General features: G+C 70.2%; 28 protein-coding genes. 13 read left to right on the forward strand and 15 right to left on the reverse strand.

Going from position 1 to position 22,876, the window contains the following annotated elements; translation table 11 throughout:
• Positions 1 to 67: 67 nt before the first annotated feature.
• Entirely contained in the window at positions 68 to 625 is a 558-nt protein-coding gene (locus ABFX45_RS29930; protein ID WP_109638640.1) for a hypothetical protein, read from the forward strand.
• Here the strand turns inward: ABFX45_RS29930 and ABFX45_RS29935 are convergent.
• Genes ABFX45_RS29935 through ABFX45_RS29945 form a run of 3 tightly spaced genes read right to left on the reverse strand, consistent with a single transcriptional unit; the run spans position 620 to position 2,095 of the window.
• Positions 620 to 1,096 carry a DUF1360 domain-containing protein gene (locus ABFX45_RS29935; protein WP_109638639.1) on the reverse strand — a complete coding sequence of 159 codons (477 nt, stop codon included), beginning with the start codon at positions 1,094 to 1,096 and terminating at the stop codon, positions 620 to 622. The two genes, ABFX45_RS29930 and ABFX45_RS29935, sit on opposite strands and share 6 nt — an antisense overlap.
• On the reverse strand, positions 1,093 to 1,284 hold the full coding sequence (locus tag ABFX45_RS29940) for a DUF2795 domain-containing protein (RefSeq protein WP_109638638.1): 192 nt from the start codon (positions 1,282 to 1,284) through the stop codon (positions 1,093 to 1,095). Before ABFX45_RS29940 ends, ABFX45_RS29935 begins: the two co-directional genes overlap by 4 nt.
• A 16-nt stretch (positions 1,285 to 1,300) precedes the next feature.
• Complete coding sequence (locus ABFX45_RS29945) at positions 1,301 to 2,095, reverse strand: SDR family NAD(P)-dependent oxidoreductase (RefSeq protein WP_346133512.1); 795 nt, start codon at positions 2,093 to 2,095, stop codon at positions 1,301 to 1,303.
• 139 nt (positions 2,096 to 2,234) lie between these two features.
• Here ABFX45_RS29945 and ABFX45_RS29950 point away from each other — a divergent pair, with 139 nt between their 5' ends.
• From ABFX45_RS29950 to ABFX45_RS29960, 3 genes are read left to right on the forward strand one after another with little or no spacing between them, the layout of a single operon-like run.
• The gene (locus tag ABFX45_RS29950) at positions 2,235 to 3,230 is read left to right on the forward strand and encodes an efflux RND transporter periplasmic adaptor subunit (RefSeq protein WP_109638636.1); all 996 of its coding nucleotides are present in this window, start codon (positions 2,235 to 2,237) and stop codon (positions 3,228 to 3,230) included.
• Positions 3,230 to 3,928: an ABC transporter ATP-binding protein gene (locus ABFX45_RS29955; protein WP_109638635.1), complete on the forward strand. Its 699-nt coding sequence runs from the start codon at positions 3,230 to 3,232 to the stop codon at positions 3,926 to 3,928. The genes ABFX45_RS29950 and ABFX45_RS29955 overlap by 1 nt, the downstream gene beginning before the upstream one ends.
• Complete coding sequence (locus tag ABFX45_RS29960; RefSeq protein WP_170155075.1) at positions 3,928 to 5,256, forward strand: ABC transporter permease; 1,329 nt, start codon at positions 3,928 to 3,930, stop codon at positions 5,254 to 5,256. Before ABFX45_RS29955 ends, ABFX45_RS29960 begins: the two co-directional genes overlap by 1 nt.
• Before the next feature lie 71 nt (positions 5,257 to 5,327).
• Here the strand turns inward: ABFX45_RS29960 and ABFX45_RS29965 are convergent, their stop codons facing one another.
• On the reverse strand, positions 5,328 to 6,119 hold the full coding sequence (locus ABFX45_RS29965) for an aldo/keto reductase (protein ID WP_346133635.1): 792 nt from the start codon (positions 6,117 to 6,119) through the stop codon (positions 5,328 to 5,330).
• A 55-nt stretch (positions 6,120 to 6,174) separates the two neighbouring features.
• Positions 6,175 to 6,939: an SDR family NAD(P)-dependent oxidoreductase gene (locus ABFX45_RS29970; RefSeq protein WP_109638633.1), complete on the reverse strand. Its 765-nt coding sequence runs from the start codon at positions 6,937 to 6,939 to the stop codon at positions 6,175 to 6,177.
• Between the two features lie 83 nt (positions 6,940 to 7,022).
• Between ABFX45_RS29970 and ABFX45_RS29975 the strand changes: the two genes are divergently transcribed.
• From ABFX45_RS29975 to ABFX45_RS30000, 6 genes are all read left to right on the forward strand, one after another.
• Positions 7,023 to 7,460, forward strand: a complete 438-nt coding sequence (locus tag ABFX45_RS29975) for a MarR family winged helix-turn-helix transcriptional regulator (protein WP_109638632.1) — start codon at positions 7,023 to 7,025, stop codon at positions 7,458 to 7,460.
• Between the two features lie 22 nt (positions 7,461 to 7,482).
• Complete coding sequence (locus ABFX45_RS29980) at positions 7,483 to 7,692, forward strand: hypothetical protein (RefSeq protein WP_346133516.1); 210 nt, start codon at positions 7,483 to 7,485, stop codon at positions 7,690 to 7,692.
• A 117-nt stretch (positions 7,693 to 7,809) separates the two neighbouring features.
• The gene (locus ABFX45_RS29985; RefSeq protein WP_346133518.1) at positions 7,810 to 8,268 is read left to right on the forward strand and encodes an acyl-CoA dehydrogenase family protein; all 459 of its coding nucleotides are present in this window, start codon (positions 7,810 to 7,812) and stop codon (positions 8,266 to 8,268) included.
• Complete coding sequence (locus ABFX45_RS29990; RefSeq protein ID WP_346133519.1) at positions 8,225 to 8,551, forward strand: acyl-CoA dehydrogenase family protein; 327 nt, start codon at positions 8,225 to 8,227, stop codon at positions 8,549 to 8,551. Before ABFX45_RS29985 ends, ABFX45_RS29990 begins: the two co-directional genes overlap by 44 nt.
• Before the next feature lie 130 nt (positions 8,552 to 8,681).
• Complete coding sequence (locus tag ABFX45_RS29995) at positions 8,682 to 9,479, forward strand: thymidylate synthase (protein WP_346133521.1); 798 nt, start codon at positions 8,682 to 8,684, stop codon at positions 9,477 to 9,479.
• A complete protein-coding gene (locus ABFX45_RS30000; RefSeq protein WP_346133523.1) occupies positions 9,476 to 9,931 on the forward strand; it encodes a dihydrofolate reductase in 456 nt (151 codons plus the stop codon). The genes ABFX45_RS29995 and ABFX45_RS30000 overlap by 4 nt, the downstream gene beginning before the upstream one ends.
• Here ABFX45_RS30000 and ABFX45_RS30005 read toward each other — a convergent pair.
• From ABFX45_RS30005 to ABFX45_RS30015, 3 genes are read right to left on the reverse strand one after another with little or no spacing between them, the layout of a single operon-like run.
• Entirely contained in the window at positions 9,928 to 10,449 is a 522-nt protein-coding gene (locus ABFX45_RS30005) for a YciI family protein (protein ID WP_346133525.1), read from the reverse strand. The genes ABFX45_RS30000 and ABFX45_RS30005 overlap by 4 nt on opposite strands.
• Positions 10,449 to 10,808, reverse strand: coding sequence for an MmcQ/YjbR family DNA-binding protein (locus ABFX45_RS30010; RefSeq protein ID WP_109638627.1), 360 nt, complete (start codon positions 10,806 to 10,808; stop codon positions 10,449 to 10,451). The genes ABFX45_RS30005 and ABFX45_RS30010 overlap by 1 nt, the downstream gene beginning before the upstream one ends.
• Before the next feature lie 9 nt (positions 10,809 to 10,817).
• Positions 10,818 to 11,708, reverse strand: a complete 891-nt coding sequence (locus tag ABFX45_RS30015) for a proteasome assembly chaperone family protein (RefSeq protein WP_233439840.1) — start codon at positions 11,706 to 11,708, stop codon at positions 10,818 to 10,820.
• A 129-nt stretch (positions 11,709 to 11,837) separates the two neighbouring features.
• Here ABFX45_RS30015 and ABFX45_RS30020 point away from each other — a divergent pair, with 129 nt between their 5' ends.
• Together ABFX45_RS30020 and ABFX45_RS30025 are read left to right on the forward strand one after the other, a co-directional pair.
• Positions 11,838 to 12,446 (forward strand): DUF4230 domain-containing protein, encoded by a 609-nt coding sequence (locus tag ABFX45_RS30020; protein ID WP_112228201.1) that lies wholly within the window; start codon positions 11,838 to 11,840, stop codon positions 12,444 to 12,446.
• Between the two features lie 62 nt (positions 12,447 to 12,508).
• Positions 12,509 to 14,113 (forward strand): serine/threonine-protein kinase, encoded by a 1,605-nt coding sequence (locus tag ABFX45_RS30025; RefSeq protein WP_346133528.1) that lies wholly within the window; start codon positions 12,509 to 12,511, stop codon positions 14,111 to 14,113.
• Here ABFX45_RS30025 and ABFX45_RS30030 read toward each other — a convergent pair.
• Genes ABFX45_RS30030 through ABFX45_RS30050 form a run of 5 tightly spaced genes read right to left on the reverse strand, consistent with a single transcriptional unit; the run spans position 14,110 to position 20,562 of the window.
• Entirely contained in the window at positions 14,110 to 16,176 is a 2,067-nt protein-coding gene (locus ABFX45_RS30030) for a transglutaminase TgpA family protein (RefSeq protein WP_346133530.1), read from the reverse strand. The two genes, ABFX45_RS30025 and ABFX45_RS30030, sit on opposite strands and share 4 nt — an antisense overlap.
• A gap of 10 nt (positions 16,177 to 16,186) precedes the next feature.
• Entirely contained in the window at positions 16,187 to 16,312 is a 126-nt protein-coding gene (locus tag ABFX45_RS30035; RefSeq protein WP_346133532.1) for a hypothetical protein, read from the reverse strand.
• Positions 16,309 to 17,415 carry a DUF58 domain-containing protein gene (locus ABFX45_RS30040; protein WP_346133534.1) on the reverse strand — a complete coding sequence of 369 codons (1,107 nt, stop codon included), beginning with the start codon at positions 17,413 to 17,415 and terminating at the stop codon, positions 16,309 to 16,311. The genes ABFX45_RS30035 and ABFX45_RS30040 overlap by 4 nt, the downstream gene beginning before the upstream one ends.
• Before the next feature lie 13 nt (positions 17,416 to 17,428).
• Positions 17,429 to 18,394: an AAA family ATPase gene (locus tag ABFX45_RS30045; protein ID WP_211337475.1), complete on the reverse strand. Its 966-nt coding sequence runs from the start codon at positions 18,392 to 18,394 to the stop codon at positions 17,429 to 17,431.
• A complete protein-coding gene (locus ABFX45_RS30050) occupies positions 18,391 to 20,562 on the reverse strand; it encodes an NHL repeat-containing protein (RefSeq protein ID WP_346133536.1) in 2,172 nt (723 codons plus the stop codon). The genes ABFX45_RS30045 and ABFX45_RS30050 overlap by 4 nt, the downstream gene beginning before the upstream one ends.
• 185 nt (positions 20,563 to 20,747) lie before the next feature.
• Here ABFX45_RS30050 and ABFX45_RS30055 point away from each other — a divergent pair, with 185 nt between their 5' ends.
• Positions 20,748 to 21,392 carry a methyl-accepting chemotaxis protein gene (locus ABFX45_RS30055; RefSeq protein ID WP_109638624.1) on the forward strand — a complete coding sequence of 215 codons (645 nt, stop codon included), beginning with the start codon at positions 20,748 to 20,750 and terminating at the stop codon, positions 21,390 to 21,392.
• Positions 21,393 to 21,571: 179 nt separating this feature from the next.
• Here ABFX45_RS30055 and ABFX45_RS30060 read toward each other — a convergent pair whose 3' ends face one another.
• Both ABFX45_RS30060 and ABFX45_RS30065 read right to left on the reverse strand, forming a co-directional pair.
• Positions 21,572 to 22,243, reverse strand: coding sequence for a fibronectin type III domain-containing protein (locus tag ABFX45_RS30060; RefSeq protein WP_109638623.1), 672 nt, complete (start codon positions 22,241 to 22,243; stop codon positions 21,572 to 21,574).
• A complete protein-coding gene (locus tag ABFX45_RS30065; RefSeq protein ID WP_109638622.1) occupies positions 22,240 to 22,842 on the reverse strand; it encodes a hypothetical protein in 603 nt (200 codons plus the stop codon). Before ABFX45_RS30065 ends, ABFX45_RS30060 begins: the two co-directional genes overlap by 4 nt.
• Positions 22,843 to 22,876: the final 34 nt, after the last annotated feature.

The raw sequence follows: 22,876 nt of genomic DNA on the forward strand, positions 1-22,876 counted from the left end.
CGTTTCCCGGTGTTTCCCACGGGTACACCGGGATGTGCTGTCCACTGTTTTCCGCCTGATCGCCCGGGTGAGGAACGACCGCGCGCTGCATCCGCGCGGCGTCCAGCTGACCGGTGAGCTGACCGGCACCGAACCGTTTCCCGCGGCGGCCACCGTGACCGCGCGCCTGTCCAAGGGAGCGGGCACCGGACCGGGAAAACCGGACGTGCTCGGCCTCGCGTTGCGGGTGCCGACCGCGTCCGGTGACTGGGACCTGCTGCTGTCCAGCACCGGCACCGGCCAGCGGACGCGCTTGCTGCCGAAGTTCGTGCGGCACTGGCGGGACGCCAGGCTCGGCACGCTGGCGCCCTACCGGTACCGCGACGAGCTGCTGTGGTTCATGGCCGTGCCGGACGACGGCGAACTGCCCGGCCGGTTCACGCTCCACGTGTCGGGCAGGGACGCCGAGTGGCGCCGAATCGCGGACGTGACGCTCCATCACGAGAAGCCGGTGACGACCCCGGTGGCGTTCGACCCCGTGCTCAACCGGCCGCCGGAGATGGAGATGGCGCCGCACTGGCTCGCCGTGCTGCGGGAGCAGGCCTACCACGGGAGCCGGCGCGGCCGCCACCAGCCGGAGTCATGACTTCAGCTTGTCGTACACGAGGTTCAGCGTGTCGGACGCCGCGACGGCCGTGAGCGCCGTCGCCACCAGCCGCGTGACCCGTGGCGCGAACACGAGACCCGCGGTGAGCCCGCTCGCGATCCACACGCCGGCGCAGAACGGGCACGTGAGCAGCTCACCGATCGCGTGCCGCGCCGGATCGTCGGACCGGGGCGACTCCTTGAGTTCCGCGTGCCCCGCCGGTTCCTCGTAACGGGTGAACGGAGCCCGCAGCGGGCTCGTCACCGCCTCTTTGGTGAGCAACCGGCTCGCCTTGTGCGTCGCGACACCGACGAGCGCCGTGTCGCCCAGCGAGAACCGTTCGGGCAGCCGGACGCCCGTGAGGCGCCCGACCGCCGATACGACGCCGGCCAGAGCCGCGTATGTGCCGATGGCGAGGAGGTAGCCGGGCAGCGGCCTGCCCTCGCCGTACGCCTGCCAGATCCGCCTCACGCTCCGGAAACCTCCGCGCTGACGGCGTTCGGGCCGTTGTACTCGCGTTCCGGCAGCTTCTCGAGCGCGGTCAGGACGTCCTGACCGGCCCCGTTGTCGCGGGCCTTCTCCAGCAGCTGCCGCTTGCTCACCGGGTAGTCCACGCCGGAGAGGTACTTCTGGATCTGAATGGGATTCGATTGGCTCATGGCGCGCGAGTACCCATCAGGAGCCGGCCGAACCAGGCTCTGTCATCGTGCGCATCATCTTCGCCTTCACCGGGTCCGGTGCGACCTTCCCGGCGATCGCCTGGACCTTGTTCATCAACGAGCCCGCGACCACGTGGTCGTCACCCTTCATCAGCGCGTCGAAGCCCTGCTGGGCGACCTGCGCGGGGTCGTCCTTGTCCCCCGTGGCGACCTTGGTGTCCTGCATGCCCGCACGGTCGAAGAACTCGGTGTCGGTCGGTCCCGGCATGAGCGTCGTCACGGAGACCCCGGTATCACGCAGCTCTTCCCTCAGCCCCTGCGCGAACGACGCCAGAAACGCCTTCGAGGCCGCGTAGACCGAGTGGAACGGGCCGGGCGCGGTCGCGGCCACCGAGGACGTGAAGAGCACCTTGCCCTCCTTGCGGTCCACCATGTCGCCGATCAGCCGATGGGCCAGGTGCACGGCCGAGCGCACGTTCAGGTCCACGACCTCCAGGTTGTCGCCGAGCGAGGTGTCGCGCAGGAAGTCACCGCCGACACCGACGCCCGCGTTCACCGCGAGCACGTCGACCGGGCGTCCCATCGCGCGAACACGCGCGACGAGCGACTCCACGCCCTCGAAGGTCCGCAGGTCGGCGATCACCGGTTCGACGTGCACACCGCCACTGCGCAGCCTCAGTTGCGCGGCCGCCTCGTCGATCCTTTCGTCCTCAGCCACGACCACCACGTCGAAGCCGTTGTCCGCGAAAACTTTCGCGAGCTCGTAACCTATTCCACTCGACGCACCGGTCACCACGGCAAGCGCATTCACAGGTCCTCTCCTTCCGGTCACCACCCGGATACCCGTGGCCACCAGGTCGATGCGACATCGGCCGAAAGTCCGATGCAACCTCCCCGTCTCTTCGGGTGTCCTTATCGGTAGGTTGGTCGAAACGACATGGGGGACATTCGTGCGCAAAATCGTTCTCGCGCCGCTGTGCGCGCTGGTCACGGTCGCCGTGGCGGCGTGCAGTCCGTCAGGTCCGGAGAAGACCAACCCGGAGCTGGCGCCGCGCGGCACGACGATGACCAAGGTCAAGCCGACCAGGCAGGACCTCACCACCAAGCTCAGCATCTCCGGCAAGGTCGAGATGAACCCGACGTTCGGACTCGTCGCGCCGGTCGCCGGTCAGGTGCGGTACTTCGACCTGCAGGCGCCCAACGGCACTCCGACCAAGCCCACCAGGGTCGCGACGGTGTGGAAGGACGGGGCGCCGAACTACGTCGAGATCCCGGCCGGTGCCACGTTCGGCGGCAGGCTCGTCGACGACAAGGCGACGGTGACGGCGGGCATGCCGATCGCGTCGGCCAAGCACGTCGGCTACGCGATCGTGGGCGACATCGACGGCGCCCAGGCGTACAAGATCAGCGGCGCGCTGACCGACGTCACCGTGCAGATCAAGAACGGGCCCGGCCCGTTCCCGTGCACCGTGCTCGGCACCATCGCCGCGCTGCCGCAGGGCACCATCCCGGAGAAGCCCACGCCGACCCCGGACACCAAGAACCCGCCGACGGACCAGCCCAAGCAGCCCGAACAGCCCAAGCAGCCGGAACAGCCGCAGCAGCCGAGCTCCTCCACGGGCCTGCGCATCGTGTGCACCGGACCGGCGGACGTGCAGATGATCAACGGCGCCAGCGCGTCGATCGAGGTCACCACCGGCAAGTCGGCGCAGGCGCTGGTCGTTCCGGTCGAGGCAGTGGCGGGTCAGCAGGGCAAGGGCAAGGTCGACGTGATCCAGCCCGACGGCTCGCGCCGCACCACCGACGTCACGCTCGGCCTCACCGACGGCAAGGTCATCGAGGTCAAGTCCGGCCTCACCGGTGACGAGGAGCTCGCCGTGCCCGGCCCGAACCTGCCGGAGGGCCAGCAGCAGGGCGGCGACCAGCAGAAGCCGACGGGACCGTGATGACGGCGCCCGTGATCCAGGTTCAGGCACCGCTGCTGCAGCTCAACGGCATCACGAAAGTGCTGAAGGGCCAAGAGGAACCCCGCACGATCCTGTCCGGTGTGGACCTCACCGTCCATCCAGGACAGAGCGTGGCGATCCTCGGCCGTTCCGGCTCAGGCAAGTCGACGCTGCTGAGCCTCATCGGTCTCTTCGACCGCGCCGACGAAGGTCAGTACCTCCTGCACGGCAACGACATCACGAAGCTGCCCGAGCGCAAGGCCGCGGCGTTGCGCAGCGCGGAGTTCGGGTTCGTGTTCCAGCGGTTCTTCCTGCTCAAGCACCTCACCGCGGCGCAGAACGTGGCGATGGCGCTGGTGAACGGCCAGGGCTGGTCGTCGCGCCGCAAGCGCAAGCAGCAGGTCATGGAGGCGTTGGAGCAGGTCGGCATCGCGCACCTCGCGAAGTCCAAGCCCTCCAGGCTCTCCGGTGGTGAGCAGCAGCGCGTGGCGATCGCCCGCGCGCTCGTCCGGCAGCCGCGCGTGATCCTCGCCGACGAGCCGACGGGCGCGCTCGACACCGAGACCGGCAACCTCGTCGTCGAGGTGCTGCTCAACACGACCAGGCAGGGCTGCGGCCTCGTGCTGGTCACGCACGACCACGACCACGCGCGCAAGATGGGCCGCGTGCTGGAGCTGCGCGACGGGCGGTTCAACTGATGTTCTCCGGCAAGCTGCGGTCCGCCCTGGTCATCGGCGGACAGGGCATCCGCGCCCGCAAGCTGCGCACGTTCCTGTCGATGGTGTCGCTGTTCCTCGGCGTCCTCGCGATCGTGGCCGTGCAGGCGGGTTCCGAGATCGCCGAACGCGCGATGCTCACCGACGTCGAGCTCCAGGAGGGCAAGGACGGCACGGTCACGGGTTACATCCCCGGTGAGAAGGGTGCGCCGGGAATCGTGGAGGCGACGTTCAAGGGCCGCACCGACGCGGTGGCGATGATCAGTTCGAAGGCCGTCATCGGTGAGCCGGGTGTGCGGCCGATCAACGAGGGCGGCATGCCGTTCGAGTACGCGAACCAAGGCGGCAGCTACAGCGGTCCGTCGATGATCTGCGACGTCGGCGGCGTGTGCCACGAGCAGAAGCCGCAGGAGAAGAAGCCGGACGGCCAGGCGATCGAGGTCAGCATGGTCGCGCTGACCGGCGACATCCGGCCGTTCAAGCCGTTCCGTCCTGTCTCCGGCAGCTGGCTCGACTTCACCTCGGCGCCGTCCCTCGCACCCCGGATCGTGCTGAACGAGGAAGCCGCCAAGGGTCTGCAGCAGTACCGCGTCCCCGGCGAGATGATGATCGAGGGCGCCACCCACCACGTGACACCGCAAATCGTCGGCGTGGTGCAGGACGGCAACATGCAGCCACGCGTCTACCTGCGCCTCGACGAGCTGCGCACGTGGATGCCGACCGCGACGGAAACCAACAACGCCAACCGGTACGGCGGCGGCGGCACCGGCCTCGAGGTGTACCTGCAGCCCGGTTCCGACGACCTGCAGCAGCTGCTGAAGGCCAAGCTCGTCGGGGCCGGCGTCGACCAGAGCCAGCTCCACTTCCGCGCGGTGAACTCCAAGGAGCGCATGGAGTCCCAGCTGAAGATCATGCGGCTGATCTTCCTCGGCATGGCGTTCCTGGTGCTGCTGATCGGCGTCGCGGGCATCCTCAACGTCGGTCTCGCCACGGTCGGCGAACGCGTCGAGGAGTTCGCGCTGCGCCGCGCGGTGGGCATGTCCCGCATGCTGCTCGCGGGCATCGTGCTCGCCGAGACGTTGCTGACCGGCCTGCTGACCGCGGCGCTGGCGATCGGCGCGGGTGTGGCGGGTCTGCAGATCGCGCTGATGATGTTCGGCAGCCGCTTCCCGTCGTTGCAGGGCACCACCTTCCCGTGGGAGGCGGGCGTCGCGGGGGTGATCGCGGGTCTCGTCGCGGGAGTGCTGGGCGGTCTCATCCCGGCGATCCGGGCGGCACGCATCCCGATCGCCACAGTCATGCGGGCCTAGGAGCAGGAGGCAGGCCCGTTGCCGGCGAAGCCCCGGACCGCGAGCATGCGGTCCGGGGCTTCGTACTTCCGTCAGGCTTCGTTGAAATCGTCCGGGTTCGGCCCCATGCGGCCGCCGCGGTCGACGGTGGACAGTGCGGCCATCTCCTCGTCCGACAGCTCGAAGTCGAACACCGCGATGTTCTCCCGGATGCGGGACGGCGTCACGGACTTCGGGATCACGACGTTGCCGAGCTGCAGGTGCCAGCGCAGCACGACCTGCGCCGCTGAACGGCTGTGGCGTGCCGCGATCTCGGTGACGACCGGGTCGGCGAGCAGCTCACCGCCCTGGCCGAGCGGCGACCAGGCCTCGGTCCGGATGCCGTGCTTCGCGTGGAACTCGCGCAGTTCGGCCTGCTGCAGGTACGGGTGCAGCTCGATCTGGTTGACCGCGGGCACCACACCGGTCTCGTCGATCAGGCGGCGCAGGTGCGCTGGCTGGAAGTTCGAGACGCCGATCGCGCGGACCCGGCCCTCCTTCTGCAGCTGCACGAACGCCTTCCAGGTCTCCACGTACAGGTCACGGGCGGGCATCGGCCAGTGGATCAGGTAGAGGTCGAGCACGTCGAGCCCGAGCTTCTTCACCGACTCGTCGAACGCGCGCAGCGTGGCGTCGTGCCCGTGATCGGAGTTCCACAGCTTGGTGGTGACGAAGACCTCGTCACGGTCCACACCGGACCGCGCGATGGCCTCGCCGGTGCCGCCCTCGTTGCCGTAGGCGGCGGCGGTGTCGATGCTGCGGTAGCCGGCCTTCAGCGCCTCCGCGACGGCGGTCGTGGCCTCGGCGTCCGGCACCTGCCAGACACCGAAACCGAGCTGGGGCATCTCGACGCCGTTGTTGAGCTTCACGATGTTCACAAGCGATCTTCCTTACTCTGGCTTACGGGATCAGCGTCGGTGCGGTGCCGCCGTCGACGCGCAACGCGGCTCCGGTCGTCGCGGACGACAGGTCCGACGCGACGTAGGTGATGAGGTTCGCGACCTCGTGCGGGCGGATCAGGCGGCCCAGCAACAACGTCGGGCGTTCGGTGCGGACGAACTCCGCCTCGCCGCCGTCGCCGACGCGGTCGCGGATGAACTCCTCGACGCCCGGCGTGAGAGTCGGGCCGGGCAGCACCGAGTTCACCGTGACGCCGGTGCCCTTCACGGCCTGCGCCATGCCTCGCGAGATCGCGAGCTGTGCGGTCTTCGTCATGCCGTAATGGACCATCTCGGTGGGCGTGAAGACGGACGACTCGCTGCTCACGAAGATCACCCGGCCCCAGCCGCGCTCGACCATGCGCGGCGTGTAATGCCGCGAGAGCCGCACGCCGGACATGACGTTGGTGTCGAAGAACCGCTGCCATTCGGCGTCGTCGATCTCGAACACCGGCTGCGCGCCGTAGATGCCCATGTTGTTGACGAGCACGTCGACGTCCGGCACCTGCTCGATCAGGTCCGCGGCGCCCTCGGCGGTCGCGATGTCCGCCGCGACGCCGCGCACGTCACCGTGGCCGTTGAGCTTGCCGACGGCTTCCGCCACCCGCTCCTCGCCGCGGCCGGTGACGAAGACCTTCGCACCCACCTTGAGCAGCGCCTCCGCCGTCGCGAAGCCGATGCCGGAGGTGGAGCCCGTCACAAGCGCCGTGCGTCCAGACAGATCCATGTCTCTCCCCGGTAGACTTGTTGAAGACGATAACGAGCGTACGCAATAGTTGCAGACGCTGTCTATTCGAGAAGGGTTGACCTATGTCACTGGACGACGACGCCGTCCAGGCGCGCGCTCAGGGCTGGCGCACGCTCGCGGCGTTGCACGCGCGCATCGAGGACCGCCTCGAGAGAGCCCTGCAGAAGGCGCACGAACTCTCCGTCAGCGAGTACACCGTTCTCGACGTCCTCAACCGCCAGGACGGCTTCCACCTCCGGATGAACCAGCTTTCCAACGCCGTGGTGCTCAGCCAGTCGGCCACGACGCGCCTGGTCACGCGCCTGGAAGACCGCGGCCTGCTCGCCCGCTACCTGTGCCCGACGGATCGCCGCGGCATCTACACCGAGGTCACCGAGAAGGGCCACGAACTGCTCGCCCTCGCCCGTCCCACTCACGACCAGGCCCTGGCGGCGTCGCTGGAGGAGGCCGAGGGCATCCCGGAGCTCAAGCCGCTCGTCGAGGCGCTCGCCAAGCTGTAGCCCGCTCGGCAGGATCGCCCGCATGGATCTCCACGCCCTGATCCGCGCCGAAGCACCGCTGGCCGAGCAGCAGCGCGCCCTCACCGAGCCGGTGGTGACCGGACTGGTCGACCACGGTCTGCACCGGATGCTCCTGCCGGAGCGCCACGGGGCCTCGAACTCGGCCTGCCCGAGTGGAGCCGGGAGATCCAGAACCTGTCGTGCTCGGACGCCTCGACGGGCTGCACCGTGATGACGACCACCATCTCGTCGTCACTCGCCTGGTTCCTGCCGGTGGCCGCCGCGGACGAGACCTTCTGCGATCCGCGCACGCTGATCGCGGGCACCGCCGCTCGGACATGGTGAGGCCGTGGACGGCGGCTACCGAGTGTCCGGCCGATGGGGCTGGGGCAGCACCGTCCAGCACAGTCAGTGGGTCATCGGCGGAAGCCTCACGCCAGACGGCCCGCGTCTCGCCGTGTACCCGCGTTCGGACGTGACGATCCACGACACCTGGTACGTCTCCGGTCTGTGCGCCACCGGTTCGCACGAGTTCTCTGTCACGGACGCCTTCGTCCCGGCCGCCAGGACCGCGCTGCCGGGAGTGACCACCCCCGGCACCAACGGCCCACTCCCCCACTTCCCGTTCTTCTGCTTCCTGGCCACCGGCGTCGCCTCGGTGGGCCTGGGCGTCGCGCGGCGCGCGATCGACGAGATCGTGGCGCTGGCCGTCGAAAACCCGCAGCGCGTCGAAACGCCTCGCCGACCAGATCGACGTCACCCTGATGGAGGCCAGGCTCTCGGCCGCCCGCGCGTTCCTCGCCGATGAGCTGAACGCGGTCTGGGAGCTGGCCGTGGCCGGTTCGGAGGTGCCGGACACAGTCAAGGGCCGGTTGCGGCTCGCCTGCGCGTTCGCGTCCGCCGAGGCCACCGAGGTGACCCAGAAGGCGTTCGCGCTGGGCGGCGGCACGTCCGTGTTCGAGTCGTCGGCGCTGCAACGGTGCCTGCGTGACGCCCACGCCGCGAACCAGCACACGATCGTGTCCCGCCGGCTGCTGGAGACGTACTCGATGGTCCGGTTCGGGCTCGGCCCGGACACCGCGCGGTTCTAGTGCCGTGGCAGTCGGCCTTTGCCCCGTGTTCGGCGGTCAAACGGCCGCATCGTGGTGCCGCTGAGCGTCGAAGACGCGGCGAAGGCTGGCTGTCGCGGCACTGGTGCGGCACTGGATTAGGCTCACCCGTATGGCCGACACGCAGTACGAAGACCTCCTCCGGCACGTCCTGAAAGAGGGCGTGCGCAAGGAAGACCGCACCGGCACCGGCACGCGGTCGATCTTCGGCCATCAGCTGCGCTACCCGCTCGCCGCGGGCTTTCCGCTGATCACCACCAAGAAGGTGCACTTCAAGTCGATCGCCTACGAGCTGCTGTGGTTCCTGCGCGGCGACAGCAACGTGAAGTGGCTCCAGGACCACGGCGTGACGATCTGGGACGAGTGGGCCTCCCCTGACGGTGAGCTCGGCCCGGTCTACGGCGTGCAGTGGCGCTCGTGGCCGACCCCGGACGGCGGCCACGTCGACCAGATCGCCGAGGTGCTGCGCACGTTGCGGGAGAACCCCGACTCCCGGCGGATCATCGTGTCCGCCTGGAACGTCGGCGAGATCGCGCAGATGGCGCTGCCCCCGTGCCACGCGTTCTTCCAGTTCTACGTGGCCGAGGGCAAGCTGTCGTGCCAGCTCTACCAGCGCAGCGCGGACCTGTTCCTCGGCGTGCCGTTCAACATCGCGTCGTACGCCCTGCTGACGCACATGATCGCCGCCCAGACCGGTCTCGGCGTCGGCGACTTCATCTGGACCGGCGGCGACTGCCACATCTACGACAACCACGTGGAGCAGGTCGAGCTGCAGCTGAGCCGCGAGGCCCGGCCGTTCCCGGCGCTGACGCTCGCGCCGGCGGACAGCCTCTTCGACTACACCTACGAGCACTTCACGATCTCCGGCTACGACCCGCACCCCGGCATCAAGGCTCCGGTGGCAGTGTGATCGGCCTCATCTGGGCCCAGGCGGCCAACGGCGTCATCGGCCGCGACAACACCATCCCGTGGCACATCCCCGAGGACATGAAGCACTTCCGCGAGATCACCGCGGGCTCGGCCGTCCTGATGGGCCGCCGCACCTGGGAGTCGCTGCCGCCGCGCTTCCGCCCACTGCCCGGCCGCCGCAACCTGGTGCTGTCGCGCACCCCGCAGGAGGGCGCCGAGACGTTCGGCAGCCTGGAGAAGGCGCTCGCTGACGTCACCGGCGACCTGTGGGTGATGGGCGGCTCCGCCGTCTACGCGGCCACGCTGCCGTTCGCGGACCGCGTCGAGGTGACGGAGATCCGCGAGACCTTCGAGGGCGACACGTACGCGCCGAAGATCGACCGCGAGCCGAAGACGGTCGGTGCGTGGCAGGAGTCCAAGTCAGGGCTGCACTACCGGTTCGTCAGCTACTAGCGGCGGCCGCCGAACTCCCACTCGTGCACCTCGACGGCGGCATACCGTTCGACGGTGAGCACCGCGGCCGGATCCGCGGACCTGACCAGCGCCGCCGTACCGAGCCACGCCGCGCCGTCGTCGGACAGCAACGGCCCGTACGCGATCAGGCTCTCCGCACGTGCCGGAGCGAGGTCCACGGGCTCACCCGACCCGAACCCGAGCACCAGGTGGCCGCCACCTTCCCCGCCTCCGGGAAAGTCCCACATCGTTCGTCCCAGGACGTTGCGCCATCTGCGCACGAGCACGTCCCTGTAGGCGCCGGCCTGGTAGTTCGGCTCGTCGAACGCGAACGCACGGGCCTCGACCGGAGACGCCACGTCGACGATGTGCACGCTGCCCGTCAGCACGTCACCGGTGAAGGTGGGGCCGCGGGCGATCAGCTCGAACCGGTCCATGTAGGACCAGTGCTCCTCGGTCAGCTTCTCGCGCAGCGGCAACGAACCGGGCCGATCCCGGTGGTAGCAGAAGAACTCCACTAGCGGCGCCTCGCCCGCGCGTGCCAGGCCTCGACGATCAACTCTTCCAGCTCCCCCACCTCGATGTGCTCCAGCCGCACCAGGATCGCCGGATATCCGTGGAAGTGCGGTGTCGTGAAGTAGACCGTGCCGTCGGAGGCCAGCAGCGCCTCCTTCGCGCCCAGGTCCGGCACCCTGGCGGCGAGGATCGGCCCGGACGGCGCCGACGCGCCCAGCGCGGCGATGTCCGTTTTGCGCAGCGGGCGTTCCCACACGAACAGCTTGTCCTTGACCCTCCAGTCGACGACGCCCTCCCGCACCCGTTCCGTCACGTCGGGCATGGAGGTGGCGATCCGGCGCACGTCGTTCCAGGTGGCCATCTCAAGCTCCTACAGGTGGTCCGGCGGACGCTGCTGCTCGGCCAGGAACCGCTCGAACTCGGCCCCCAGTTCGTCCGCGCTGGGGAGATCGGTGTTCCCGACAGTCTGGATGAAAGCGTCGTACTGCCGCTCGAGCGCTTCCACCACCTGGGCGACCTCTTCCGACTCCGCCACCTGCCGGTGGATCTCGGCGTCCGCGGCCTGGGCCGCGTCGATCAGCGACCCGATCGGCAACGCGAGGCCCGTCGCCCGCGCGACGGCGTCCAGCAGCGTCACGGCCGCGGTCGGGTACTGCGACTGCGCGAGGTAGTGCGGCACCTGGGCGGCGAAGCCCAGCGCGTCGTGGCCCGCCTGGCCGAGACGGAACTCCAGCAGGCCGGACACGTTGCCCGGCACCTGCACCCGGTTGAAGAACGGCTGGTACTCCGACACGAGCTCGGGCCTGGTCGCGTGGCCGATGACGTTCAGCGGACGCGTGTGCGGCACGCCCATCGGGATGCCGTGGAAACCGACGGTCAGGCGCACGCCCCAGCGGTCGATCAGCGACCGCACGGCGAGCACGAACGCCTCCCAGCTCCGGTCCGGCTCCGGGCCCGTGAGCAGCAGGAACGGGTGACCCGCGCTGTCCCACAGCAGGTGCACGACCAGCTCGGGGGTGGCGTAGTCCTCCCAGTGGTCGGTCGCGTAGGTCATCAGCGGCCGACGGGACCGGTAGTCGATCAGGCTGTCGGCGTCGAAGCGGGCGACGACACGGCTCTCGAGCGTCTCGAGCAGGTGCTCGGCGAGCAGGCGGCCCGCGGCACCGGCGTCCATGAAGCCCTCGAAGTGATGCAGCAGCACAGCACCCGTCAGGTCTGGCACCTCCGAGTCCACCTCGTACAGGTTCTCCGGGTCCAGCACCGCAAGCCTCCAAAACCGTCGTTTCAGTCTCGTCCAAAGCCAACCAGATGGACACGTGACTGATTCCGCACGGGTCGATTAGCCCATACGCATCGTGTGAGCGCATCACCTCACGGGTACTCCAACGTGGTGGACAGGCGCTGGGTGACGCGTGGAGCTCTGGTCGTTGCCGTCTTCATCATCCTCGGCGCGGCGTTGTACGTCTTCGGGCAGTGGAAGCCCTCCGGTGACTCCATCGACCGCAGCCAGCCCGCGGTGCTCAAGTCGGTGCGGGACCTCAGCCAGTACCACGCCGCCTCCGGCGAGTTCCAGGTCGTGCTGGACATCGAGCACGACGTGAAGTGGGTGCCCGCCGCACTCGCCGGCGAACGAACGCTGTTCGTCGCCGCCGGGTCGGTCAACGCCTACGTCGACCTCGGCAGTTTGAAGGACGACGGGCTGGTCGTGTCGCCGGACGGCAAGACCGTCGAGATCCGCCTGCCGGAGGCGCAACTGGACAAACCGAACCTCCACCACGACCGCTCGTACGTCTTCAGCCAGCAACGCGGCCTGATCAACGATCTGCAGGCCCTGGCGGGACCCCCTGACCAGCAACGGTTCTACGTCGCGGCCGAGGCCAAGCTGTCGGAGGCGGCGAAGCAGTCGGAGCTGCGCAAGCGCGCGCAGGACAACACCCGCGTGATGCTGACGGGAATGCTGCAGTCGCTGGGATTCCAGGTGAACGTGGTTCGCGACTGAACCCTTTCCGCGGTGACGCCGAACGTCGGGGTGAGCCGGCCGCAGCGGGATAGGATTCGTTGGTGGAAGACGATCTGATGGCGTGGGCGCCCGCCGCGGGTGCCGCGTCGGCACCCGAGATCGCGTTACCCGGCTACAGCGGTTTCCGCGTGATCGCGCAGGGTGGCGAGGGCACGATCTACCGGGCCCGCCAGGACGGCCTGGGCCGCGACGTCGCCGTCAAGGTCCTGCAGGTGACCGATCCCGCGACGCTGACCCGTTTCCGCCGCGAGCTGGCGATCACCGTCGAGCTCGGCCGCCAGCACCCGCACATCGTGACGGTGCTGGACACGGGCACGCTTCCGGACGGCCGCCCCTGCATCGTCATGGAGTACTACGAACGCGGCTCTCTGCACGACCGTTTGCGCGCCATGGGCCCGTTGCCCGTGCCGGACGTCGTCGCCGCCGGCATCGCGGTCGCCGACGCGCTGGCGTTCGCGCACGGCCAGGGCATCCTGCACCGCGACGTGAAACCGCAGAACGTCCTCGTGCTCCCCACCTCCTACGTCCTGGCCGACTTCGGCATCGCCCGCGGCACCGACGCGGGTCACTCGGCCTCGCTGCAGATGGTCAGCTACCGCCACGCGGCGCCGCAGATGCTGGAGGGCGGCACCCCGTCGTTCGCCGACGACGTCTGGTCGCTCGGCTCGACCCTCTTCACGCTGCTGGAGGGCAAGCCGCCGTTCGCCTCCGACAACCCGGACGAGGACACGCTCCTGTCCTACGTCGGCCGCGTCAGCAGCGCCGAACCCCGCTCGCTGACCCGCTTCGACGTGCCGGTGTCGCTGGTCGCCGTGATCAGCCGCTGCCTGCGCAAGGACCGCGCCGAACGCTTCACCTCCGCGCTGGAACTGCGCGACGCGCTGATGGCCGTGAGCGCGGGCGTGTCGACCGCGCCGTCAGTGTCCATTGTGGACCCCGACTCGACGATCATGCTCGGCGAGCGCACCACGGTCTTCCCGGACGGCCCGACCGAGGCCCCCGGCTTCGGCCCGCGCCCGAAGATCGAGGACGACGAGCCCGCCGAGGAGCCGGAAGAAGAACCGGACGACTCGTGGCAGGGCAGGCTCGCCGACCTGACCTACCGTCAGCAGGACCTGGTCGCGCCACCGCCACCCCGGCAGGTGGCCGTGCTGCCGACCCTCGACGTGCCCCCGTCCGAGCCGATGACCGCCCCGGTCCGCAAGGGCAAGCGTTCCGGCGTCCTGGCGCTGCTGGCCGTGGTGGCGGTGACCGCTGGTGTCCTCGCTGGGCTGCTCCTCAATCGCCCCGACGACCGGCAGACACAGACACTGGTGTCCACGACGCTCCCGGTGCCGACCTCGGAGTCCACCGCCGGGGGCCCGCCCCCGAACGCCGACCCGAAGTTCGTGCCCGTCCTCAAACGCGCCGAGTACCAGGGCAAGGCGATCGAGCTGGAGTGGTCGGACCCGAGCGGCGGCCAGGCCGAGTTCGTGGTGATCGACGTGACCGGCGCCAAGCCGCAGGCCGTGACCAGGGTGACCGGCGGCGGCACCAAGTACGTCATCGAGGACGGCGGCGGCATCCGCCGTTGCTTCCAGATCGCGGCCTTCGGCTACAACGGCGAACGAGGCGCTTCGGCCAAGGTCTGCGCGGCCAGGAACTAACGGCGGAACAACGGCCGCGGGTCGATCGCCCACACCGCCTTGCGCCACCAGGAAGCCTTGCGCCGCACCGCTTTCCGCACCTGCCGGGCCAGCCGCCAGCTGTGCTCCTGCCGCGGCGGCTGTGGTGCGAACGCGGCCTGGTCCACCATCGCGGCCAGCCTCACCCCGGCCTCGCCCCACTCCCGTCCCACATCCGGCACGGTGCGGCTGGCCTTCGGCCTCAAGCCCGCCAGCTGCAACGAGTCCAGCACCTCGTGCCACGCCCCCACCGGCCCGGCCGCCCGCAGTCGCAGCCGGCGCGAAGTCCGCGCCACGTACAGCGCGACCAGCAGCAGCACCGGCGCGAACACCCAGAACGGGAACCCCTTCGGCGCCTCGGGAGCGGCGACCACGTCCGGCTGCACCGCGGTCGGCTGCACCAGCGGCGGCACCGACGGCAGCGACGTCGGCGTGGGCTTGGCGGTCGTGGACGCGAGCCGGTTCAGCACCTCGCGCTTGGACGCGGCGCTGGGCCCGCTTCCGTTGCCGGACACGGGATCGAACGCCACCCAGCCCCACCCGCTGAAGTACACCTCCGGCCAGGCGGTGGCGTCCGCGGCCCGCACGATCCGTTCGCCGTCCTGCTCCGGCACCGGCTGGAACCCGACCACCACCCGCGTCGGCAGCCCGACCGCCCGCGCCAGCACCGCGTAGGCCGACGCGAACTGCTCCGCCGTCCCCGCCCCGGCCCCGGCCTCGCCGGCCGCACCGAACAGGAACGTCTCCAGCCGCGCGTAGGAAGACCCGACCGGCGCCTCGGCGTCCGGCCGCCGGTTGAGCCGCACGACCTGTTCCAGCGCCACGGCCTTCTCGTACGGCGTGCGGGCGTTCTGCGTCGCCTGCCGCGCGTACTCCGCCAGCGTGAACGGCAGCCGCGGCAAAGCCGTGTACCGGGTCGCGTCGACGGGCACCGCGGCCTCGGCGAGGTCCGCGTCGGAAGGCGTCTCGACGACACCGCGAACCGTGTAGCTCAGCCCCGTCCGCAGACCGTCCGCGACCACCAGAGACCCGGTGTCGGGATCCACCATCGCGTTGCTCACCGACACCGCCTGCGGCTTCCCCACGCCGGGCAGCCACTCGCCCTGCAGCCCGGTGATCCGCAGATCGACGCTCGCGTCCTGGAACTTCCTGCCGGTGGGCAGATCCGGCGCGTCCACCACACCGAGCGGCCCGTACGTCGAAGCCGCCTCCCACGACGCCCCCGAGTACCGGCTGAGCGTCACCAGCCGCACCGGCACCTCGGGCCCGCGCATCCGGAAGAGCTCGGCGTCCCCCTGCGCGGCCCAGTCAGCGAGCTGCGGCAACGGGTTCGCGATGGCCACGTTGGTGACCGGCGGCGTGACGAGCTTGCGCGGCTCAAAACCGTTGGTGGGCAACACGACCGTCAGCAACGTCAAGGCCGCCAACGCCGTCGCCAGCACCGCGGGCGGCACGACGGGCCCGCGCCGGTCGATGACCAGCCAGCCCAGCGCGAGCAACACGACCAGCACCAAGGCGACCAAGCCGTAGCGGTCCGCCCTGCCCGTGGTGAGCAGCGCCGCCGACACGTACAGCACCGCCGCCCCCAAGGCGGGCACGAACAACGCCGTCCCCCGCCTGGCCACCGACAGCACGGCCGCCGTGGAGACCCCGATGATCAGCAACAGCCCCGGCACCAGCAGCTCGGGCGTGGCCGGCGCGGGACGAGCGGCGGTGAGCAACCGGGGCACGGTGTCGAGCAGCACCCAGGCCGGGTCGCGGTCAGGCGACGCGCCACGGGCCGCGAAGAACCCGCCCGCCATCGCGAGCACCATGACCCCGAGGGCCGCCAGCCCGGCCGGCAAGAGCCGTTTCAACAGCAGCGCGAGGAATCCGGTGAACGCGGCGAGTCCGAAGTAGACATACGCACCGTCCCACGCCTGCGCTAGCTGGAGCGAGGCGACGAGGAGGACAGCGGCAACCCACGCGTACTTCACCAGGCCACCACCGCGTTCCAGGCCCGCCTCGGCCCATGCTGCTCGGCGAGCAGACCAGGAGCCATCCACACGCGCTTCATCACGCCACCACCACGTTCCACGACCGCACCGGCTCTCGCTGCCCGGCAGCCAAACCAGCAGCCACCCACGCGCGCTTCACCGCGCCACCACCGCCCGCACCGGCCGACGCCCGCAACCGCTTCACCGCGCCACCACCGCGTTCCACGAGTCGACCAGGTCCTCGGCCCGCGCCCCGCTGATCACCAGCACCGACCCCGCCGCCCCCACAGGACGCTTCTCGTCCACCACGAGCACGGTGCCGAACGCGGCCCGCCCCGCCTCCAGCACCAGCGCGGGCACGGCGGTTCCGCTGATCACGGCCACCACGTCGAGGTCGCGCACCGGAACCGTCGGGAGGGCGTCTACGTCGCGCAGCTCCAGGTCTGCCAGGGCGGCCAGGATCGGCGCCGAGTCCTGCGTCTCCTCGAGGTCGGTGTCGCCGGACGACGTCATCAGCCGCACCGGATGGCCCTGGTCCAGCGCCGAGGTGATCAGGGACGCCGCCACCTCGACCGCCTCCTCGAAGCGCTGCTCGTCCTCGTACGACGAGGAGTCGTCGTCCAGCAACACGGCCAGGTGCGGGCGCGCCGGGTCGGCGTCCTCACGGATCATCAGCGTGCCGGTGCGTGCCGAGGTCGCCCAGTGCAGGCGGCGCAGGTCGTCGCCCGGCACGTACTCGCGCAGGCCCACCAGGTCCGTGCCGCCGCGCTCCACGCGTTCGTCGGCGCCCACCTGGCCTCGCCGCGCACCGGAGGGCAGCCCGCGCACCGGCAGCACGCGCGGCACGACCCGCACCTGCACCACCTCGCCGAGCACGGTTCGTGCCTGGGCCAAACCTGCCAGTCCCTTGCGCCGCAACGTCAACGGCCCGACGTCGAACACGCCGCGCCGCTCGGTCGGGATCGTGTAGTCGACCGCCTCCACCACGCCCGGCTTGAGCAGCGGCACGTCCACCGCGGCAGGTGAACCCGCCACCATGTCCACGGCGTCGAGCGCCACCGGCCACCGGCCCGTGGCCGACAGCTCCAGCCGCCCGCCGCACCGCGCCAGCCGGGGCACTGTACGCGGGCGGACGGTTCGCGACACGGTCAGCGGCGAGGCGACCAGCACCGAGACCGCGGACGCGACCACCAGAGCGGTCAACGCCAGGCCGAACGCCGCCATGCCCGCGTAACGCCACCAGAGTCCGACGCCGAGCATCAGCAGGCCCAGCACCGCGGTTCCGGTGCCGCGCAGGGTGAGTCTCATCGCGCGTCCCGGATCACTGCGAGGCGGGCTTGGGCACCGGCACCCGCGAGAGCACGTCGGCTAGCACCTCGGACGTCGTCACGCCCGCCAGCACGCTCTCCCGCGTCAGCACCAGGCGGTGGGCCAGCACGGGGTCCGCGATGTCCTGGACGTCCTGCGGCACCACGAAATGCCTGCCCTTCGACGCCGCGTACACCTGTGCACACCGCACCAGCGTCCGCAGGCCACGCGTCGACGTGCCGAGCCGCAGCCGCTCGTCCGACCGCGTGCCCGAGCCCAGAGCCGAGATGTAGTGCAGGATCGGGTCGGCCACGTGCAGCAGCGACAACCGGCCGCTGAACGCGCTCACCTCGCGCGGCGACGTCACCGTCCGCACGTCGGCGATCCGCCCGGCACCACTGCCGGGGCGCAGCACGTCCAGCTCGTCGTCCAGCGACGGATAGCCGATCGACGTCCGCAGCATGAACCTGTCGAGCTGCGCCTCCGGCAGCCGGTACGTGCCGTCGAGGTCGATCGGGTTCTGCGTCGCCACCACCAGGAACGGGTCCGGCACCGCGTGCCCGACACCGTCGATCGTGACCGTCCGCTCCTCCATGACCTCCAGCAACGCCGACTGCGTCTTGGCCGCCGCGCGGTTGATCTCGTCCGCCAGCACGATGTTCGCGAACACCGGACCCGGCCGGAACCGGATCTGCCCCGTCTGCGGGTCGTAGACCGAGGTGCCCGTGACGTCGGACGGCAGCAGGTCCGGCGTGAACTGCACGCGCCGCGACAGGCCGCCCAGCGCACCCGCCACCGCGCGGGCCAGCGTCGTCTTCCCGGTGCCCGGCACGTCTTCCAGCAGCACGTGGCCACCAGCGAACATCGCCACCAGCACCAGGTCGATCACGTCGCGTTTGCCGCGCACCGCGCTCTCGACCGCGTCACCGAGTCGGGTGTGGAGGTCGCGGAACGCCGAGACCTCTCCGGTGTCGATCACTTGTCCTCTTCTCTGCGAACACCGATGCGCAACAGGAACGCGCACGCCAGCAGGCCCAGGCCACCCGCGCCCATCGGCGCGGTCTGCGCTCCGGCGGGCGCCATGCGCGGCACACACGTCGGCTTGCCGTTGCACTCGTCCATGGTGAAGTTCGTGGTCCTGGCCGCCGAGTCGACCTGGCCGGGACCGGACGCCGCATAGGCGCGCACGACGATGCGGTTCGAGCCCTCCTCCACCGTCATCTGCGCGGACGTCGCGTTGCAGGGAATGCCGATCGCGTAGTCCCACGTCGTGTTCACGACTTCGCAGCGACCGTTGTGGTTGGCCCAGTCGGCGGGCGGAGTCAACGTGAGGCGCTTCGTCGGCACCCGAGGGCCGCCGGTCAGCCCAGTGATCACGGTGGCACCCGCCGTCGGCAGCGACGGTGGCGGCGGGGGTGGCGGGGGTGGCGGGGGTGGCGGCGGCGTGGTGGTCGTCGTCGTGACCGGCGGCGGGGTGGGCGCCGGGTTGTTCGGCGGCGGCGGCGGGGGCGGCGGCGGGTTGTTCGGCGGCGGTGGTGTGTTCGGCGCCGTCACGGTGAACGACGCCATGCCCGCGGCACCCGCCGTGGACGCCGTCGAGGCCCGCACCGTCACCTCCAGCCTGCCGCTCGTGCAGAACGTGGAACCCGTGCACGGCAGAGACAGATCAGCAGAGGTACCGGCCGACTGCGCCGACACCGAACCACCGCTGAACGAGCCGGAACCCGTCACCGTGTAACCCACGACCGGGTCGGTCGAGGAGACGGCGCTCCAGCTCACCGTCACGACCACCGCCGAAGTGGTGCGCGACTTCTCCCGCACTGTCACGCCCGCAGGAGCCGCTGGCGCCGTGCCGCCGGTGGAAGGCGGTGTGGACGACGGCGGCGGCGGCACCTCCGAGGTCGGCCCGTTGTTGCCGTTGTTGCCGTTGCCGGGGTTGCGCGGCGGCTTCGGCGGCTCGTTCGGGTTCGGCGGCGGGGGCGGCGGCACGGACGGCGGCGGCGAGCGGTCCGGGTCCTTCACCGGCAGCTCGGGGCTGCGGATCGTCAACGAGCGCGTCGCACCGTCGGCGTCGACCAGCACGCCGGTCGAGGAGCCCGGCACGTTCACGAACAACCGGCCGTCGTCGAACACCAGCTCGGGGTCGGAACCACCGGACGTCCGCACGTCGTCGCCACCGCGGTTGCCACCGCGGTCGAGGATGATGACCTTGCCGGATCCCTTGCACGGCACGTAGACCTTGTCGCGGAACACCGCGGGCCGGCCGGGCTTCGGACAGCCCATCGCGCCCACGTCGACACGGCGCACCTGCCCGTCGACGACGAGCACGACCACCGCCGAGTCCGGCACCGACGCGGGCACGAGATCCGTCGGCGCGGTCTGCGCGGCGATCACCTCGGCGTCGGTGCGGTCGGTCGAGCGCGCCACGTCCTCACCCGTGCCGTCGCGCACCACGACACCGCCGTCGAGACCGATCAGCGTCACGCCCTGGTCGTGCGGCACCAGCACCGTGCGCGGCCCGGCACCGGTGACCTGGCGCTGCGTGCGCTCCTGGAACCGCTCCTCGTCCTCCGACCAGTCGAGCGACCGCAACGTGCCACCGTGGTCGACCAGCCACAGCACGCCCTGCTCGTCCACGACGGCGTCGGCGAGGGGCTGACCCGCCTCCCACTTCTGCCCGATGTCGGCCAGCGTCAACGGATCCGCGGTGTGCACGGTGCCGGACGCGCGGTCGACGACGAACACCATCCCGTTCGCCACCAGCACCTTGCTCGCCGCACCGGGTGGCGCCTGACGACGGCCGGAAGCGAGCAGCGTCGCGAGGTCGATGACCGTGATCTCGCCGGTCCGCCGGTTCAGGACGATCAGCCTGCCGTCCTCCTGCGCGATCTCCAGCTGCGAGTCGGGGCCGCTGATCTGCAGGCGCGTCTGCGGCTTGCCCGACACCGGGTTGACCTGCACGACCTCACCGCGCTGGTCGTCGCCCAGCCAGGTCAGCCCGTCCGACACCGCGACCGACGTCCGGGAGATGCCCTGCCCGAGCGCGGCGCCCGCGAGCACCAGTACACCCAGCAGCGCCGCGACGAAACTCGCCGACTCCCGTCCTCCACCGGAGATGATGCGTCTGAACCGGTGCCACCAAACCATGTGCGCCTCCCTCGCCCGCCGGGGATGCTAGCCCTCGACTCTGACAACTTCGGACGGTGCACGGTTCCCGGTTCGCCCGGTCAGCCGACTGGCCGACATCAACGAATGCAATGACGGGGTCTGACAGTTCCGGATCCTGAATGGCGCTCCCCCGAACCGATCAACACATAGGGCAAAGTGGTCGTATGGAGATTCCCGGCCTCGGACTGGCCAAGCAGGCACTCGGCACCGCGATCGACACCACCGCGGCCGTGGCCGCCGTACCCGGCCGCGTGCTGAACCTCATCGGCGAGGTCGAGCAGCTCGTCCGCAAGGTCAGCGGCACGGTCGACGCCGTCGACGGCATCGTGAGGAAGGCCGACGAGCTGGTCGACCGCACCGGGCAGGTCGTGGCGGACGCGGAGAAGGCGGTCGACGCGGTCCGCGCGATCACGGCGAGCGCGGGTGACGTCGCGGAGCGGGCCACCCAGGTCGTCGCGACGGCCGGCCAGACCGCGCACACGGCCAACGAGCTGATCGGCATCTACGAGCCGATCGCCAAGCAGGCCCAGCCGCTCGCCGCGCGGTTCGTGAACGAGCTCTCGGCGCACGAGGTCGAGGCCGCGATCAAGCTCGTCGACGAGCTGCCGGTGCTGACCGAGCACCTGATCAACGACATCCTGCCGATCCTCGCGACGCTGGACAGGGTCGGTCCCGAGGTGCACCAGCTGCTCGAGGTCACCAACGACGTGCGCCAGGCGATCCTCGGCATCCCCGGCTTCGGCTTCATGCGCCGCCGCGGCGAGAAAAAAGAAGACGAAGAGGGTGTGAAGGAGCTCGAAAACGGGTAACCCGGCCCTCATGACCTCCCGTGCACACGAAGATCATCTGACGTGGTGGCTGCTCAGCTCCGTTTTCGGGCTGCTTTCCATGATCAACATCGGCCTCGCCGTCACCGAACGCGCGGTGTGGCCCTACGCGCTCGCGGCGTTACTGCTCGCCGCGAGCGCCTGGAGCGCCAGACAGGCGCTCAGACCTTCCCCGTCTTCTGATGAGTCAGGTTCGACGGTGCTCCGAACCGGTAGGGCCGCACCCGACAGGTCACGGTTTTCTCGTCTGGGAGTGTGATCAGCCCGAACGAGGTGACGTCCGGATCGAGCTGCGCCGCGACCCGGTAGTCGGCCGCGCCCGCCGGCTTGAGCTCGATCAGGTACCCCTCCTCGTCGGAGGCGTGGTCCTCCCACGTGAACAGGATCCCGTTGGCGTGCTTCACCTCCGCCTTCAGGTTTCCCGGCACCGCCTCCGGCGCGGACACCGGATGCGTGCCGCCGCCGCCCTTGCGCGGTTCCGCCCACTGGTGCCCGTCGGTCTCCGGCACCTCCTCACCGGGCGGCAGCGTGATGTCCACGGTGGAGGAAGCGGGTCCGCTGAACGGCCGGACCCGGTAGTAGAACCCGGTCTCCGGGATCAGGTCCGGGTGCTGGTAGGAGGTCTTGCCCGGCGGGACGAACTCCAGCACCACGTAGTCGCCGTCGGCCGCGTTCGCGTACTCGACGACCTGCCCGGCGGCCCCCTCCTGCGGACGCCAGCGCAGCGTCACGTCGGTCGGCGAGGTCAGCTCGGACGTCAGCACGGGGTCCTGCCGTTCCTGGCCGCAGGCAGCCAGGAACAGCAGTCCCACCAGGGAAACGCGCTTGATCACTTGCGCCAGAACCGGATGTTGCTCCAGACGACCGTCGCCGGTCCCTGGCCGCTCGACGTCCGGTACGCGCCGAACTTGTCGTAGAAACTCGTGCCCGAGCTCGCGTAGGTGTGCTTGCGCGAGCCGTTGATGTACGTGCGGTGCTCCCTGCCCACGTTGTGCACGGTGTTCACGCGCACGGTCGTGCCCACGGTCGCCCCGGTGGCGATGGTCGCGCCACCGTGCACGGCGTACAGCCGGCCGCCGCGTTCCACGGCGAGCATCCAGAACGGCCCCGCGGTGGGAGCGTCCCGGAACGTCTGCTTGAGACTGATGCGGGTGCCTCCGAGACTCGTGATCCGGAAGCTGCCCTCGAACTGCCGCGTGCCGCCGGTGTACGTGGCGTACCGGCGCTCGGCACGCTGATCACCGCTCGCGGTGGAACAGGTGAGCTGGAACGTGAGGTTGCTGACCACACCGCAGCCGCGTTGCTGAACGTTGAACGACGGCGACTCGCTGGTCCACGGCCCGGTTTCCACCTGCGCCAGTGCGGGAGAGCCCGCCACGAGCAGCCCGGTCGCCAGAGCGATCCCCGCGACGATGCGGAGTCGTTTGGACATACCGATACCTCCTCAAAACGTGCTGAGGACAGCA

The organism is Lentzea roselyniae (assembly GCF_039537795.1).
Classification (GTDB): Bacteria; Actinomycetota; Actinomycetes; order Mycobacteriales; family Pseudonocardiaceae; genus Lentzea; species Lentzea atacamensis.